13 protein-coding genes are annotated in these 15,347 nt (G+C 74.2%); 1 reads left to right on the plus strand and 12 read right to left on the minus strand.

Features of this window, described 5'->3' with window-relative positions:
• Positions 1 to 140: 140 nt before the first annotated feature.
• From OG361_RS36455 to OG361_RS36485, 7 genes are all read right to left on the minus strand, one after another.
• Positions 141 to 2,918: a fumarate reductase/succinate dehydrogenase flavoprotein subunit gene (locus tag OG361_RS36455; protein WP_405860510.1), complete on the minus strand. Its 2,778-nt coding sequence runs from the start codon at positions 2,916 to 2,918 to the stop codon at positions 141 to 143.
• Between the two features lie 34 nt (positions 2,919 to 2,952).
• Entirely contained in the window at positions 2,953 to 3,759 is an 807-nt protein-coding gene (locus OG361_RS36460) for an ABC transporter ATP-binding protein (RefSeq protein ID WP_405860512.1), read from the minus strand.
• Positions 3,756 to 4,634: an ABC transporter permease gene (locus tag OG361_RS36465; protein WP_405860514.1), complete on the minus strand. Its 879-nt coding sequence runs from the start codon at positions 4,632 to 4,634 to the stop codon at positions 3,756 to 3,758. Before OG361_RS36465 ends, OG361_RS36460 begins: the two co-directional genes overlap by 4 nt.
• 86 nt (positions 4,635 to 4,720) lie before the next feature.
• The gene (locus OG361_RS36470) at positions 4,721 to 6,088 is read right to left on the minus strand and encodes an ABC transporter substrate-binding protein (RefSeq protein ID WP_405860516.1); all 1,368 of its coding nucleotides are present in this window, start codon (positions 6,086 to 6,088) and stop codon (positions 4,721 to 4,723) included.
• Between the two features lie 14 nt (positions 6,089 to 6,102).
• On the minus strand, positions 6,103 to 6,330 hold the full coding sequence (locus tag OG361_RS36475) for a ferredoxin family protein (RefSeq protein WP_125741086.1): 228 nt from the start codon (positions 6,328 to 6,330) through the stop codon (positions 6,103 to 6,105).
• Positions 6,331 to 6,405: 75 nt separating this feature from the next.
• Positions 6,406 to 7,173, minus strand: a complete 768-nt coding sequence (locus OG361_RS36480; protein ID WP_405860518.1) for a GntR family transcriptional regulator — start codon at positions 7,171 to 7,173, stop codon at positions 6,406 to 6,408.
• 167 nt (positions 7,174 to 7,340) lie between these two features.
• Positions 7,341 to 8,258 carry a MerR family transcriptional regulator gene (locus OG361_RS36485; protein WP_405860520.1) on the minus strand — a complete coding sequence of 306 codons (918 nt, stop codon included), beginning with the start codon at positions 8,256 to 8,258 and terminating at the stop codon, positions 7,341 to 7,343.
• Between the two features lie 74 nt (positions 8,259 to 8,332).
• Between OG361_RS36485 and OG361_RS36490 the strand changes: the two genes are divergently transcribed.
• The gene (locus OG361_RS36490) at positions 8,333 to 10,000 is read left to right on the plus strand and encodes a dienelactone hydrolase family protein (RefSeq protein WP_405860522.1); all 1,668 of its coding nucleotides are present in this window, start codon (positions 8,333 to 8,335) and stop codon (positions 9,998 to 10,000) included.
• Between the two features lie 73 nt (positions 10,001 to 10,073).
• Here OG361_RS36490 and OG361_RS36495 read toward each other — a convergent pair whose 3' ends face one another.
• From OG361_RS36495 to OG361_RS36515, 5 genes are read right to left on the minus strand one after another with little or no spacing between them, the layout of a single operon-like run.
• On the minus strand, positions 10,074 to 10,880 hold the full coding sequence (locus OG361_RS36495; RefSeq protein ID WP_405860524.1) for an ABC transporter ATP-binding protein: 807 nt from the start codon (positions 10,878 to 10,880) through the stop codon (positions 10,074 to 10,076).
• The gene (locus OG361_RS36500) at positions 10,877 to 11,863 is read right to left on the minus strand and encodes an ABC transporter ATP-binding protein (RefSeq protein ID WP_405860526.1); all 987 of its coding nucleotides are present in this window, start codon (positions 11,861 to 11,863) and stop codon (positions 10,877 to 10,879) included. Before OG361_RS36500 ends, OG361_RS36495 begins: the two co-directional genes overlap by 4 nt.
• Positions 11,864 to 11,868: 5 nt before the next feature.
• Positions 11,869 to 12,738: an ABC transporter permease gene (locus OG361_RS36505; RefSeq protein ID WP_405860528.1), complete on the minus strand. Its 870-nt coding sequence runs from the start codon at positions 12,736 to 12,738 to the stop codon at positions 11,869 to 11,871.
• Entirely contained in the window at positions 12,735 to 13,688 is a 954-nt protein-coding gene (locus tag OG361_RS36510; protein WP_405860530.1) for an ABC transporter permease, read from the minus strand. Before OG361_RS36510 ends, OG361_RS36505 begins: the two co-directional genes overlap by 4 nt.
• The gene (locus tag OG361_RS36515; RefSeq protein WP_405860532.1) at positions 13,685 to 15,322 is read right to left on the minus strand and encodes an ABC transporter substrate-binding protein; all 1,638 of its coding nucleotides are present in this window, start codon (positions 15,320 to 15,322) and stop codon (positions 13,685 to 13,687) included. The genes OG361_RS36510 and OG361_RS36515 overlap by 4 nt, the downstream gene beginning before the upstream one ends.
• Positions 15,323 to 15,347: the final 25 nt, after the last annotated feature.

Here is a 15,347-nt window from a genome sequence, read left to right on the forward strand (position 1 = left end):
CTCCTCGGTTCACCGTCCTCAGCGGGTCGCGCGACGCCGCCACGCGCCCCTTCCCCGCCACGCCGCCCCGCATGCGCGCGTTCACCCATGTGCCACCGATCACCACGCACGCGAGTGCGCCGGCGCGCGGGATACGCGGTTCAGGGCGCCTCGCGGGTCCCCCGGGACGCGTAGGCGCGGACATCGGCGTCCGGGTCGTCGGCGACCCCGACGAGGGCGGCGCGGGCCGCCGGGTCGTCGCCGTGCCGGAGCAGCGAGAGCACGGCGGCCTTGCGGACGTCCGCGTTCGGGTCGGCCAGCGCCCCGGCGAGGGCGGGGACGGCCGGCGCGGGCGGCGCGGCGCGGAGAGCGGTCGCCGCGCCGGCCCGGACCTGCCAGGCCGGATCGGCGAGCGCCGCCACCGCCAGTGCCGCGTACTCCGGCGGGCAGCCGGTGCCGGCCAGGGCGGCCAGTGCGGCACCCCTGACCAGCGGGTCGGCGTCGTCGAGCAGCGGGTCCAGCGGCTCGGGGGCGGGGACGCGCACGGCGGCGAGACCGCGGGCCACCGCGACCCGCACCTCGCGGGCCGGATCGGCGGCGGCCCCCGCGAGTTCGCCGACCGCGTCCACCGACACCAGCGCCCGCACGGCCTGGATACGGACCTCGACCTCGGCGTCGCCGAGCGAGGCCGCGTACAGCGCGGCGTCACCGAGCCGCAGGGCCCGCAGGACGTCGAGCGCCGCGCCCCGCACCGCCGGATCGGGCACGCCCAGCGCCTCCCGCAGTCCCGCCCCGAGCCGGGGCTCGGCGGGCAGGACCTCGACCAGCTCGCGCAGGGCGGCCGAGGCGGCGGCCCGGACCTCCGGCGCCGCGTCCCGCAGATGCGCCGCGAGCGCCGGACCCGCCCCGTCCGGTGCGGTCTCCCCGAGCGCGGTGACGGCGGCCGCCCGGACCGCCGGATCGCCGTCGTCGAGGTACGGCCGGAGCGCGTCCAGGTCGGGGGACTCCTCGACGAGCGCCAGCAGGCGCAGCAGGGGGAGGCGGGGCGTCGGGGCGGCGGCGGCCCCTGCCGGGTCCTTCCGGTCCGGCGACGCGGTCGCGGCCGGGCGGGCCGCCGGGACCCCGTCCCGTGGACCGGCCGTGGCCACCGGCACGAGCGCGACCTCGCCGAGCAGCCGCTCGGGACCGGCCGGCGGCGCGAACTCCGCCACGGGCACCACGTACGGCTCGACCGGCCGCGCCGTGAACTCCATCGCCCCGGAAGGGGACTTGCGCAGGTCGAGGTGGTGCAGCCAGCCGGTGTCGTCCCGCTCCGGATGGTCGAGGCGCTCGTGGTAGAGACCCCACCGCGACTCGGTCCTGGCCAGCGAGGCCCGCGCCGCCATCTCGGCGCAGTCCCGGATGAAGCTCACCTCGGCGCACCGCATCAGCTCGTGCGCGGTGCGCGCGCCCATGCCCGCGATCTCGTCCGACATCCGGGTGAACGCCTCCACCGCCAGGGAGAGTTTCGCCCCGGTCTTGGGCGGAGCCACGTAGTCGTTGACGAACCGCCGCAGTTTGTACTCGACCTGGGGCTGCGGCGGACCGTCGGGATGCCGGAGCGGCCGGTAGACGAGCTCGTGGGCGGCGGCCAACTGCTCGGCGGGCAGCTCCCCTTCGTAGGCCCGGTACCGTGCCGCGTCCTCGCCCGCCAGGTCGCCGAAGACGAAGGCGCCGATCATGTAGTTGTGGGGTACGGAGGCCAGGTCGCCGGCCGCGTACAGCCGGGGCACCGTCGTGCGGGCGTGGTCGTCCACCCGTACCCCGGAGGCGGAGTGGCCGCCGCACAGGCCGATCTCCGAGATGTGCATCTCGACGTCGTGGGTCCGGTAGTCGTGCCCGCGCCCCTCGTGGAAGGTGCCCCGGGTGGGCCGTTCCGTGGTGTGGAGGATCGACTCCACCGCGCCGATGGTCTCCTCCGGCAGATGGCTCATCTTGAGGTACACGGGGCCTCGGTCGGAGGCGAGTTCGGTCGCGAACTCGGCCATCATCTGCCCCGACCAGTAGTCCGACTCCACGAACCGCTCGCCGTGCCGGTTCACCTGGTAGCCCCCGAAGGGGTTGGCGACGTAGGCGCAGGCGGGCCCGTTGTAGTCCTTGATCAGCGGGTTGATCTGGAAGCACTCGATCCCGGTGAGCGCGGCCCCCGCGTGGTACGCCATCGCGTATCCGTCGCCCGCGTTGGTCGGGTTCTCGTACGTCCCGTACAGGTACCCGGAGGCGGGCAGACCGAGCCGGCCGCACGGCCCGGTCGCCAGGATCACCGCCCCGGCCCGGACCGTGACGAACTCTCCCGTACGGGTGTGGAACCCGGCGACGCCGACGGCCCGCCCGTCCTCCGGGTGGGTGAGCACCCGGACCGGCATGACCCGGTTCTCGATCCGGATCCGCTCCCGCATCTCCCGGCGCCTCAACTGCCGGTAGAGCACCTTCTTGACGTCCTTGCCCTCCGGCATCGGCAGCACGTACGAGCCGGACCTGTGCACCTGGCGGACCGCGTACTCGCCGTGCTCGTCCTTCTCGAACTTCACCCCGTACGACTCCAGCCGCTGCACCATCGCGAAGCCGCGCGTCGCGGTCTGCCGGACGGTGGACTGGTCGACGAGACCGTCGTTGGCACGGGTGATCTCGGCGACGTAGTCGTCGGGTTCGGCCCGTCCGGGGACGACCGCGTTGTTGACCCCGTCCATGCCCATGGCGAGGGCGCCCGAGTGCCGCACGTGGGCCTTCTCCAGGAGCAGGACGTTCGCCCCGCGTTCGGCGGCGGTCAGCGCCGCCATGGTGCCGGCGGTCCCGCCGCCGACGACGAGCACATCGCAGGAGAGCTCGGTCGCGTCGGCGAGGGCGGGAACGGCAAGGAGGGTGCCGGCCGGACCGGTGGCGGCGAGGGGGGTACTCACGGGATGCCTTTCGCAGGGAACTGCCGGTGGGGTTTCAGAGGGAGTCGAGGACGCGGCGGCGCAGCGCGACCGTGGCCGGATTGGAGCGGGCCTCCCGCGACCGCGGGTGCGGCACGTCCAGGACCTCCCCGGACGCGAACAGGGCGACCCGGTCGCCCAGATGGAGGGCCTCGTCGACGTCGTGGGTGACGAAGACGACGGTCGCGCCCGTGCCGCGCAGGATCTCCACGAGAAGGTCCTGCATCCCGGCGCGCGTCTGCGCGTCCAGCGCGCCGAACGGCTCGTCCATCAGGACCGCGCGGGGGCGGCCGGCCAGGGCGCGGGCCAGCTGTACGCGCTGCCGCTGCCCGCCGGACAGCTGGTGCGGCAGCCTGTGCGCGTGCCCGGCGAGCCCGATCCGCTCCAGCCACTCCTCGGCGGAGCGCCGCCGCTCGGCCCGGGGGACCCGGCGGATCGCCAGCGGCAGCTCGACGTTGGCGCGGACCGACCGCCAGGGCAGCAGGGCGTCGTGCTGGAAGACCAGCGCCCGGTCGGCACCCGGCCGGACGACCGGCCGCCCGTCCTGGGTGACCCGCCCGGCGAGCGGGGGCAGCAGCCCGGCGAGGGTCCGCAGCAGCGTCGTCTTGCCGCAGCCGGAGGGACCGACCACGGTCAGCAGTTCGCCGGGCGGGATCCGCAGGTCGACGGGGCCGGACACGGCCGCGCCGCCCGGGTGGCCGAGCCGGACGCCGTCCAGGGCGAGTTCCGCGCCGGTCGACGTGGACGCGCCGGTCGACGTGGACGCGCCGGTCGACGTGGACGCGGTCGACGTGGACGCGGTGGGCGGGCTCACGGTGCTCATGACACCGGCTCCTTCTCGGCCAGGGGGGCGGGGGCGGGAACGGGGGTGCGGCGGAAGGCCGCGGCAGGGGCGCCGCCGGGCACACGGGCGGGGCCCGCGGCTCCGCGCGCGGCCGGGCGGGGGAGCCAGGCGGTGACGCGCCCGCCGAGCACCTCGACCGCGGTGGAGGTGAGCCAGCCGAGGGCGCCGATGGTGGCCATGCCGACGAACACTCCCGGGTAGTCGACGACCGTGTAGTCCTGCCAGGTGCGGTAGCCCACCCCGTACTCGCCGGAGATCATCTCCGCCGAGATCACACAGATCCACGAGACGCCGATGCCGACCGAGAGGCCGCCGAAGATCCCCGGCAGGGCCCCCGGCAGCACCACGGAGAACAGCACCCGGAGCCGGCCGCCGCCCATCGTGAGCACGGCCTCCTCCCACGCCGGAGCGAGCGCCCGCACCGCGTGACGGGTCGACACGAGCACGGGGAAGAAGGCCGCCGTGAAGGTGATGAAGACGATGCCCTGCTCGTTGGTGGGCAGCAGCAGGATCGCCACCGGTACCAGGGCGATGGCCGGCACCGGCCGCGCCACCTCCACCAGCGGGCCGAGCAGGTCGGCGGCCCACCGGGAACGGGCGACGGCCGTCCCGGCCGCCACGCCGAGCACCGCGGCGAGGACGAAGCCGACCGCGATCCGCCGCAGACTGTGGCCGAGGTCCTGCCAGTACGCGCCGGTGCCGAGCCGGTCGGCGAGCGCGGCGGCCACCTCCCCGACCGTGGGGAACTGCTCGAACCGCAGCCACAGGGTGACGTCGAGGGAGGTCAGCAGCTGCCACAGCCCGAGGGCGGCGGCGAGCGAGGCGACCCGCAGCAGCCGACGGCCCCAGCTCACGGCGCGACCCGAGCTCACCACGCGACCCGAGCTCACCACGCGGTCCGAGCTCACCACGCGGTCCGAGCTCACGGCGCGGCCCGCGCTCACGACGCGGCCCGCAGGGCGTCCGCGTACCCGACGATCCGGGCACCGGCGTGACCGGAGACGTACCGCTCGGCCCCCGCCCGGGTGACGAAGGCGCGCGGGCCCGAACCGTCCGTGACCCACACCGCCCGGTCGGCGAACCAGAGCGTCCCGGTCACCGCGTCCGGCACGTACGCGGCCCGCACCGTTCCCTCGCCCGCCTCTCCGACGGCCTTCAGAAGCTCTCCGGGCGTCGCGAACGTCAGGGTCGCGCTCCGGCCCTTCAGCCAGAGCTCGGACCTGGCCGCGCCCGCCTTCGGGTAGGCGGGGTCCTTGACCGCCCGGCGCAGCGGTGCCGGATCGACGAAGGCGTCCACGTCGACCTCCTTCACCAGGCCGGCGGCCTTCAGCACCGACACGTCGTCCTTCAGCGCGGCGATCAGCTCCGGGCGGAGGGCCGGGTCGAAGGTGGCGATGCCCTGGGCGCCGTTGTAGAGGTAGACCACCTCGGCGGGGAGTCCGGTCTCCTTCGCCACCGACTCGGCGGCGGCGACCGGTCGGGCGCGCAGCTGGTCGGTGGCCCGTCGCTGGGCCCGCAGGAAGTCGTCGAGGACCCCGGGCCGCCGCTTCGCGAAGCCCTCCCGGACGGTCACGCCGTGGAAGGTCGGCAGGTTCAGCTCGGCCCCGTCGTACAGGGCGGTGGCGCGGCCCTGGAAGGCGAGGAGGCCGGGCCAGGCCACGAACTGGGACAGCGCGTCGACACTGCCCGAGGCCAGCGCCGAAGCCCCCACGCTGGGCTGCTGGTTGAGCTTCCTGATGCCCTTGTCCGGGTCGATTCCCGCGCGTTGGAGGGCTCGTACGAGCGTTCCGTCGGCCGCCGATCCGACGCTGGTGGACACCTTCCTGCCGCGCAGGTCGGAGAGCGAGCGGAGGGGCGAACCGGGCGCTGTCACGACGGTGTTGAGCCCGCCGCGGGGGTTGTAGCCGGTGACCGAGACCAGCCGCGTCGGCTCCTTGAGCTGGACGCCGCGCGCCGCGTTGATCAGCAGCGGGAAGTCGCCCATCGAGCCGATGTCGATCTTCCCCGCGGTCATCTGCGCGGTGATGGGGGCCCCGGTCGCGTAGTCCTGCCACACCACCCGGTAGCTGACGCCGTCCTTCTTGCCGCGGGCCGCGAGCTCCTCCTCGAAGTAGCCGAGGGAGCGCAGCAGCGTGCCGGCGGTGACGGTGTTGATGGTCTTCGACTGGTAGCCGACGGTCACCGTGACCGTCTTCCCGCCGCCCTCGCCGTCGGCACCGGCCGCGCCGCCGCAGGCGGTGGCCAGCGGGATCAGGAGGGCGAGGGGGAGGGCGAGCGGGAGGCGGGGGCGGATTCTCTTGCTGTTCATGGGAGTCGGTCCTTTCACCGGAGCAGGTAGGGCATGTTGACGGTGACCGCACCGGTGGGACACCGGGCCGCGCACGGGCCGCAGTACCAGCACTCGTCCACGTGCATGTACGCCTTGCCGTTGTCCTCGCGGATCGCGAGCGAGTCGAGCGGGCACATGTCGACGCAGAGCGTGCAGCCGTCGATGCACTTCGACTCGTCGATGGTCACGGGCACGTCGGCGCGCTGGGGGACGAGAGGCACGGCTGTCTCCAGGAAGGGGGGTACGGGAAGGACGGAAGGGAGAGGGAGGGAGAAGGCGGGGAGGCGGGGCGGGGGTCAGAGGGAGCGGCGGAGCACGCCGCTCATCGTGATGCGGTCGCCACGGAACCGGATGAACTCCAGGTCCACCGGCCGTCCGTCGGGCAGGTGGGTGAGCCGCTCCAGCATCAGGACGGCGGACCCGCGCGGAGCCTGGAGCACCGCCGCCGAATGGGCGTCGGCGTTGACGGCTTCGAGGGTGATCTCGGCATGCCCCAACGGACCTCCGGTGAGCTGCTCCAGGAGCCGGAACACGTCCGTGTTCTCGAGGTCACAGCCGAGCAGCTCAGCGCCGATGTCCATGGGGAGGTACGACAGGTCCAGGGAGAGCGGCAGCCCGTTCAGGCGGCGCAGCCGCTCGACGCACAGTACGTCCGCGTGGTCGGGCAGCCCGAGACGGTGCGCCACCGGCCCGGGCGCCGCGACGGGCCCGACGGTGCGGACCTCGTTGGTGACCCGGCCGTGCTCGTGCAGCGTCTCGGCCAGACCCTGGAGGCGCTCCAGGCCGTGCGGGTACTTCTCGCAGACCACCACCGTGCCGACCCCGGGCTGCCGGGCGACGATCTGCTCGCCGCGCAGCAGGTCCAGGGCCTGCCGGACGGTGTTGCGGCTGGCCCGGAAGTCCACGGCGAGAGCGTCCTCCAGCGGCAGCACCCCGTCGGGGAAGCCGCCCGCCAGGATCTGGTGGCGCAGCAGGTCGGCGAGCTGCCGTGCCCGGTCCGCCCGCAGGCGCCGACGGCGGGCGGCGGCGAGCGGGAGGGCGACGGAGGCGGGTTCGGCTGGCATGGAACGGAACGTAGCGGGGGACGGGCCCGGGTGGTGTTGCCGCAGTATTGCGCCACCTGACGAACCCTCCGTACGCCTCTGACCTGCGACGACGGCGCGAGGGTGTCGAGATCCGCCACTTGCCGGCCCACTCCGTGGACGACCGGCGCCCACGATGCGGACGGGCGTCAGCCGGCCCGCGACCCTACCTGGGCGTGCAGGGCGACGGAGAGGTGGTGATGGAGGGCGCCGAGTACCGGCTCGCCCGGGGCGAAGAGACCGGCGGCGAGCTTCCAGTAGCGGTGGACCACGGGGCCGTCGCTCCGGGCGAGCAGACCGACGAGACGCCGCCGGAAGGCAGGGGTGTCCGCGGTGCCGAGGGCCGCCGCGTAGGCGGCGACGAAACAGTCGAGCGCCTCGCCCTCCCCGAGCGCCTCGTCCACCCCTCGCGCCGCCAGGGCGTACGCCTCGGCGAGACCCTCGTAGAGCACCGTCGGGCGGTACTCCCCGGCGGGCAGCGGAGGCGCGGGGCGGAACTCCCCGCTGTCGAGCCGGGGATCGGAGACGAGCCCGTGCAGCCGGGCGAAGGCCAGGACCTGCGGGGGCGTCGGATCCGCCGGAGGCGGCGGGACCACCGAGTCGAGGACCGTCGTCACGAGTCGGGCCGGCAGCCGTGCGGGAAGGACGCGTCGCCAGAACCGGACCAGGGCGCCGGAGTCCGGCGGCAGGGACACGGCGCCGAGCAGCCGGAGCCGCTCGGCGCGCTCCCCGGCCGCGCAGTCCTGGACGAGCCGCAGGGCGGCCTCCCGCCAGCGCAGCACGGCCAGTTGGGAGCCGACCTCCCGCAGCCGCGCCGCGAGCACCTCCTCCAGCGCCTCGTCCCGCTCGATGACCCGTCGCACCTCGGGCACGCCCAGATCGAGCGAGCGCAGCGAGCGGATCAGCCGGAGCCGGTCGAGCGCCTGCGGTCCGTAGCGGCGATGGCCGCCACCACTGCGGGCGGCCTCGGGCAGCAGTCCGCGATCGGAGTAGTGGCGCACCGTCTTGACGGTGACGCCCGCCCGCGCGGCGAGCTCCCCGATGCTCCACAGACCGTCGTCCGTCACGACTTGAACCTCCCCCAGAGGGAGCTCCTAGCGTAACGACGGGAGATCACCCCAGGAGTCGCGAGGAGACGATCATGACGGTGTTCGTGCTGGTGTCGGGCCCCTTCACCGGTGGCTGGGTGTGGGAGGAGACGGCCGGCCGGCTTCGGGAGGCGGGCGCGGAGCCGTACCCGGTGACGCTCACCGGCATGGGCGAGCGCGGCGGGGAGGGCGGGCCCGGCACCGACCTGGAGACGCACATCGAGGAGCTGGTGCGGCTCATCGACGGGACCGACGCCACCGAGCTGGTGCTCGTGGGGCACGGCTACGGGCTCCATCCGGTGTTCGGCGCCGCCGACCGGCGCCCGGAGCGGATCGCCCGGATCGTCGCCCTGGACACGGGCCTTCCCCGGGACGGCGAGGCGGCCGCGCGGTCGGTACCCGATCCGGAGACGAGGGCCCGCCTGGAGCGCGGCACCGGGACGGGGACGGGATCCGGCACCGGCACCGGCACCGGCACCGGGACGGGGGCCGGTTCCGTAGTCCACGGCGGACCGGTTCCGCCGCCGACGCGCGGCACCTGGCACCGCTGGGGAAGCACCGAAGGCATCCCCGCCGAGGCCCTGGAGCGGCTGGAGCGCCGCGCCGCGCCCCAGCCGTCGGCGACCCTGACGCAGCCGCTCCGGCTGACCGGCGCGGCCGACGCCCTGCCGACGACCGGCGTCCTGTGCACCGCCAACGGTTCGAGCGTCGATCTGGTCCGGATGCTGGTGGAATCGGGCCCGCCGCAGTTCCGGGCGCTCGCCGACGAGCGGATACGGTTCCTCGAACTCGCCACCGGGCACTGGCCGATGCTCTCCGCCCCGGCGGAGCTGTCCGGGGTACTGCTCCGCGCGGCGGCCGGAGAGGGCCATCGGCTGACCGCACCCGCGCGCGACCACGAGAACGGTCACGGACACGCGCCCGGACACGGACACGGACACGGACACGGACACGGACACGGACACGGTCACGACCGCGAGCAGCCGACGCATCTGCTGCCGTTCCTCATGGACGTACCCGAGGGTCCGCGCGAGCGGCTGGTCCGGGTCGACCTGCACCTGCCGGAGGCCGACGGGCCCGGAGAGCCCGCCGGACGTCCCCGGCCGGCCGTGGTCTTCGTACACGGCGGGCCGATCGCCCCCGACCAGCGGCCCACTCCACGGGACACGCCGTTCTTCCTCGGCTACGGCCGGTACGCGGCGAGCCTCGGAGCGGTCGGGGTGACCCTGGACCACCGGCTGTACGGTCTCGGCGACTATCCGCGGGCCGCCGACGACCTCGCGGAGGCCGTCGAGCTCGTCCGCGCCGACCCGCGCGTGGACGGTGACCGCATCGCCCTCTGGTTCTTCTCCACCGGTGGGCTGCTGGCGGCGGACTGGCTCGCCGCGCCCCCGCCATGGCTCCGGTGTGTGGCGGCGAGCTACCCCGCCCTCGCCCCGCTGCCCGGCTGGGGCGCGGTGGAGTCCCGGTTCCGCCCCGTCGACGCGGTGGGCTCGGCGGACGGGCCGCCGATCGTCCTCACCCGGGCCGGCCGGGAGCACCCGGCCTTCGCGGAGACGGTCCGGGAGTTCCTGGACGCCGCCGCGAGGAACGGAGCCGACGTCGAGGTCGTCGACGTGCCGCTCGGCCACCACGGCTTCGAACTGGTCGACCCCACCGACGAGTCCCGCGCCGCCGTGGAGCGGGCGATGCGGTCCGTCCTCGGGCACCTCGGCGACTGACACCGGGTCGCATCGGCAGCGGAACGCTCAGTGGGGGTCCGTCCCGGGACGGACCCCCACCGCGTCGCACGGATCACCGCCCCGCCGGGAACCCGCCGCGTCGGGGCACCGAGTTCAGGAGCAGCCGGGTGTACGCGTGCTGCGGGGTCTCCAGGACCCGCGAGGTCGGGCCCGACTCCACGACCTGACCGGACTTCAGCACCATCACCTCGTCCGCGATGTGCCGGACGACCGCCAGGTCGTGGGTGACGAAGAGGTAGCCGATCCCCGAGTCGCGGCGGATCGCGCCGAGGAGTTCGAGGATCTGCGCCTGGATCGACACGTCGAGCGCGGCGACCGCCTCGTCGAGGACCAGCACCCGGGGCTCCACGGCGAGGGCGCGGGCGATCGCCACGCGCTGCCGCTGCCCGCCGGAGAGACCGCGGGGGAGCGCGGCGGCCTCGCGGGCGCCGAGCCCGACCTGGTCCAGGAGTTCGGCGACCCGCGCGGCGCGGGCGGTCCCGTCGAGACCGGTGTGGAGGCGGAGCACCTCGTCCAGACAGCCGGACACGGTGATCCGGGGGTCGAGCGAGAGGTACGGATCCTGGAAGACCATCTGGATCTCCCGCGCCCTGGCCAGGCGTTCCGCCCGGCCGCGGGGCCGCGTCGAGCGGTCCCGGCCGTCGAGACGTACGGTGCCGCCGTCCGGGCGCTCCAGACCGACGAGCATCCGGACCGTGGTGGTCTTCCCGCTGCCGGACTCCCCGACGATCGCCAGGGAGGACCCGGGCGCCAGGGCGAAGGACACGCCGTCGACCGCCGTGTGGTCCCCGTACCGCTTGTACAGGCCTTCGACGACCAGCCCTTCGACGACCGGTGCCTTCGTTGCTGAGACGGTCACAGCGTGATCCCTTCGTCGGCTCGGTGGCAGGCGGCGAGTCCGTCGCCGTGCCGGGCGAGAGCGGGCTTCTCCGCGGAGCAGCGCGGCAGGGCGTGGGCGCAGCGCGCGGCGAAGGCGCACCCCGTCGGCGCCTCGGCGAGCGAGACGGGACGCCCCGGGATGGGCCGGGGCGCCGGGGCGCCCGGTTCGATGCCCGGGGTGCAGGCGATCAGCCCGGCCGTGTACGGGTGGCGCGGGCGGTCGAACAGCTCGTCGGTGGACCGTGCCTCCACGATCCGGCCCGCGTACATGACGTACACCCGGTCGCAGACCGTGGCGGCCAGTTCGAGGTCGTGGGTGACGAAGAGCATGCCCGTGCCGCGTTCGGCCCGCAGCCGGGTGAGGATCCCGACGATCTCGGCCTGGGTCGTCACGTCCAGAGCGGTGGTCGGTTCGTCGGCGACGAGCAGCGCGGGTTCGGAGGCGAGCGCGGCGGCGATGACCACCCGCTGGAGCATGCCGCCGGAGAACTCGTGCGGCCGGCGGCGCAGCGCGCCGCGCGGGTCGCGGATGCCGACCGCCTCGAGGAGCTCCAGGGCCCGCGCGGTCGCCGTGGCGGCCGGTGTCCCGGCCGCGCGCAGCCCCTCGGTGAGGAAGTCGCCGACGCGGCGCAGCGGGTTCACGGAGGCCCGCGGGTCCTGGAAGACCATCGCGACCTGCCGGGCCCGCAGCGCGGCCAGTTCCGTGCGGTTCATGGTGAGCACGTCCCGGCCGGCGACCCGGACCTCACCGCTGGTGCGCGCGCCCCCGGGCAGCAGTCCGAGGACGCTGCGGCAGGCCACGGACTTGCCGGAGCCGGACTCGCCGACCAGACCGACGCTCTCCCCGGGGCCGACCCGCAGGCTGACGCCGTCGAGGATCGGCCGCGCGGCCCGGTGGTCGGGGAGCCGGACCCCGAGGCCGTCGATCTCCAGGACCGGGGTCGTGTCCCGCTGTTCCCTCATGCCGTTCACCGCTCACGCTTCGCGATCCGGTCGGCGAGCCCCTCGCCGACGATGCCGAACGCCACCACGGCGAGCACGATGCACGCGGAGGGCGCGAGGGCGGGCAGCATCGCCCCCTGCTGTACGGCCGACTGGCCTTCGTTGATCATCGCGCCCCAGTCGGCGGTCGGCGGCTGCACGCCGAAGCCGAGGTAGGAGAGCGCCGCCAGGTCCATCAGCGCGTACCCGAAGTTCATCGCGGACTGGGCGAAGACCGTCGGGGCGATGTTCGGAAGCAGGTGGCGCAGGCAGACGGTCCACCCCGACCAGCCCTGCACCCGGTACGCCTCGATGTACGGACGGGCCTTCTCCTGGCGCGCGATCCCGCGCACGAGGCGGCCCACGTACGGGGTGTAGGCCACCGCCATGGCGATCACCGGCGCGGTCATCCCGGAGCCGACGACGGTCACGAGCAGGATGGCGAGCAGCAGACCGGGAATCGCGAAGACCATGTCCATCGAGCGGGACAGGATCGTGTCCGCCCAGCCGCCCCGCCAGGCCGCCACCACACCGATCAGGGTGCCGAGGAGGGTGGAGACGGCGACGACGAGCAGCGGTCCGAGGAGTCCGGTGCGGGCGCCGTGGAGCAGCCGGGACAGGATGTCCCGCCCGGACTGGTCGGTGCCGAGCACATGGTCGCCGCTCGTCCCGGCCAGGCTCGCCGAGAGGTCGAGGGCCTCGGGGTCGTACGGGGCGAGGACGGGGGCGAGCACGGCGACCAGGACGAGGACGGCGAGCACGGCGACCGAGACGGTGAAGAGGGGGCCCTGGCCGAAGAGGCGCAGCCGGCGGAAACCGGGCCTGCGGTACGGCACCGTGGAGGTGGTGGTGGTCATGAGGAGCCTTCCCCGTGGAGCGACAGCCGGGGGTCGATGAGGGGCGCGAGCAGGTCCACGGCGAGGTTCACGAGGACGAAGGCGGCCACGCTGAGCAGGGTGATCGCCTGGACGACGGCGAAGTCCTGGGCCGTCACCGACGACACGAGGAGGGAGCCGAGCCCGGGGACGTCGAAGGCGGTCTCGACGATCGAGGTGCTGATGAGGAGTCCGGCGAGCATCGTGCCGCCGACGGTGACGACCGGGCCGAGCGCGTTCCGCAGGACGTGCCGGCGGACCACGGTCCGTCCGGCGACGCCCCGGGCGCGCGCCACCTCGACGTGCTCGCGGCCCAGCTCGTCGAGCATCGCCGAGCGGGTCACCCGGGCGAGCAGTCCCGCGAAGGTCAGCGCCAGGGCGAAGGCCGGCAGGGTCAGGTGGTACAGCTGGTCGGAGAGGCCCGCCGGGGTGCCGCCGGGGCCCGGGAACCAGCCCAGCTGCACCGAGAACAGCGAGACGAGCGCGATGGCGGTGACGAACGACGGGGTCGCCGTGGCGATGCCGGTGCCGATGAGCACCGCCCGGTCCAGCGCACCGGGACGGAGGGCGGCGAGGATCCCGGAGCCCACGCCGATGAGGGCGACGAGCAGCGCCGCGTACCCGACGAGCAGGGCCGTGCCGGACAGCCGGGAGGCGATGAGGTCGGTGACGTCCTGGTGGAACTGGGCGGAGGTGCCGAAGTCGCCCGTGAGGACGCCGCCGAGCCACTTCGCGTACTGGACGGCCAGCGGGTCGTCCAGGTGGTACTGGGTGCGCAGGGCCGCCACGGCCTCGGGCGTCGCGGGGCGGCCGTGGAGCAGGAAGGTCACCGGGTCGCCGGGGGCCAGGTGGATGGCGCCGAAGACCACGAGCGAGGTCACGAACAGCACGGCCACCAGCCCGAGGAGCCGGCCGACGAGGTAGCGGGTCATTTCTGTGCGGCCCCGATCGTCGCGGCCCACGGGTAGTACAGCTGGGCGATGCCGGTGGGGGCACCGGTGATGCGCTTGCCGAGGAAGACGTTGTAGGGCGCCTCGTAGACGGGGATGCTCGGGAGTTCGCGCACCACGATCTTCTGCAGCTCGGCGGTCAGCTCGGCGCGCTTGGCCGCGTCGGGCTCGGAGTTGGCCCGGTCGAAGGCGACGTCGTACTCGGCGTTCGACCAGTTTCCGTAGTTGCCGAAGTCCCCGGTGCGGAAGTACTGGTAGAACTCCAGCGGGTCGGGCGTGTTGTCGTAGCCGTTGGTGATGACCAGGTCGAGGCCTTCGCGCGCGTTCGGGTCGACGAAGATGTTGCTGTACGCCTCGGGGGCGACGGACTTCAGCTTGACGTCGAGGCCGATCTGCCGGCCGGCGGCCTGCACCGCGTTGGCGACGACGCTGATCTCGGGTGCGAGCGTGCTGGTGGCCAGGGTGATGGTGCGGCCGGTGGCCCCGGCCTCCTGGACGAGCTTCTTCGCGGCCGCGACGTCGTACACGGGCTCGGGCAGGGTGTCGTAGAGCTCGGCGGTCTTCTCCGGGGCCAGCGCCCAGGCGCCGCGGGCGGCGGGGGCCTTCGCGGGGACGCCGACACCGCCGGCGGCGGCCTTGATGATGTTCTTCCGGTCGAGGGCCATGGAGAGGGCCTGGCGGACCTTGACGTTGCCGAGCGCGCCGTGGAGGTCGAGGACCGCGAGGTCCGCGGCGGCGGTGTTGGGGCCGAAGAGGACGGTGCCCTTGCCGCTGGTGCGCAGCTGCTGGATCGAGGACGTGGGCAGCATGTAGCCGCCGTCGGCGGTGCCGGACAGGAGGGCGCTGGTGCGGGCCGCCGGGTCCTCGATGAAGGTGAACTTGACGGACTCCGACTTGGGGGAGAGCTTCGGGTCCCAGTAGGCGGCGTGCTTCTTGAGCGTGATGCCGGAGCCCTGGTCCCAGGAGTCGAGGGCGAAGGGTCCGGTGCAGTTCACGCCGCCCTTGGAGGTGCCGTAGTCCTTGCCGGCCTTGGCCAGGTAGGCGGCGCTCTCGATGGTGCCGGGGGAGGCGGCCATCAGCTCGTGCAGCAGGACGTCGGCCTTGCCGAGGCGGAGCGTGACCTCCAGCGGGCCGGTCTTCTCGATCGCGTCGACGTTCTTGAAGGCCGAACCCCAGGGCGAGCCGGTCGCCGGGTCCATCTGGCGCTTGAGCGAGGCGACGACGTCGTCGGCGGTCATGGTCGTGCCGTCGTGGAACTTCACCCCGGAGCGCAGGGTGTAGACGAGCGTGCGCGGGTCGGGCTGCTTGTACGCGACCGCGAGACCGGGCTCGATCCTCATGTCGGGCGTGACGCGGAAGAGCTGCTCGCACACGTTGGCGAGCACCGTGTTCGGCGGGTAGTCGTACGCGAGGGCGTAGTCGAGCGTGTACGGCTCGGCGTACAGGGACCAGGTGAACGAGCTGAGGGTGCCCTTCGCCGGCGGCGAGGTCGGGGTGACCTGGTAGCCGGCGCCGCCGGGAGCGGCCTGGGGCTTCGTCGCGCCGGAGCAGGCGGCGGTCGTGGCCGCGAGGGCGGCGGTACAGGTGAGGAGCGCGATGGTTCTCGACATGCGCATGCAGACCCACCCCTTTACGGGTGTA

The organism is Streptomyces sp. NBC_00090, from assembly GCF_045160815.1.
Taxonomy (GTDB): Bacteria; Actinomycetota; Actinomycetes; order Streptomycetales; family Streptomycetaceae; genus Streptomyces.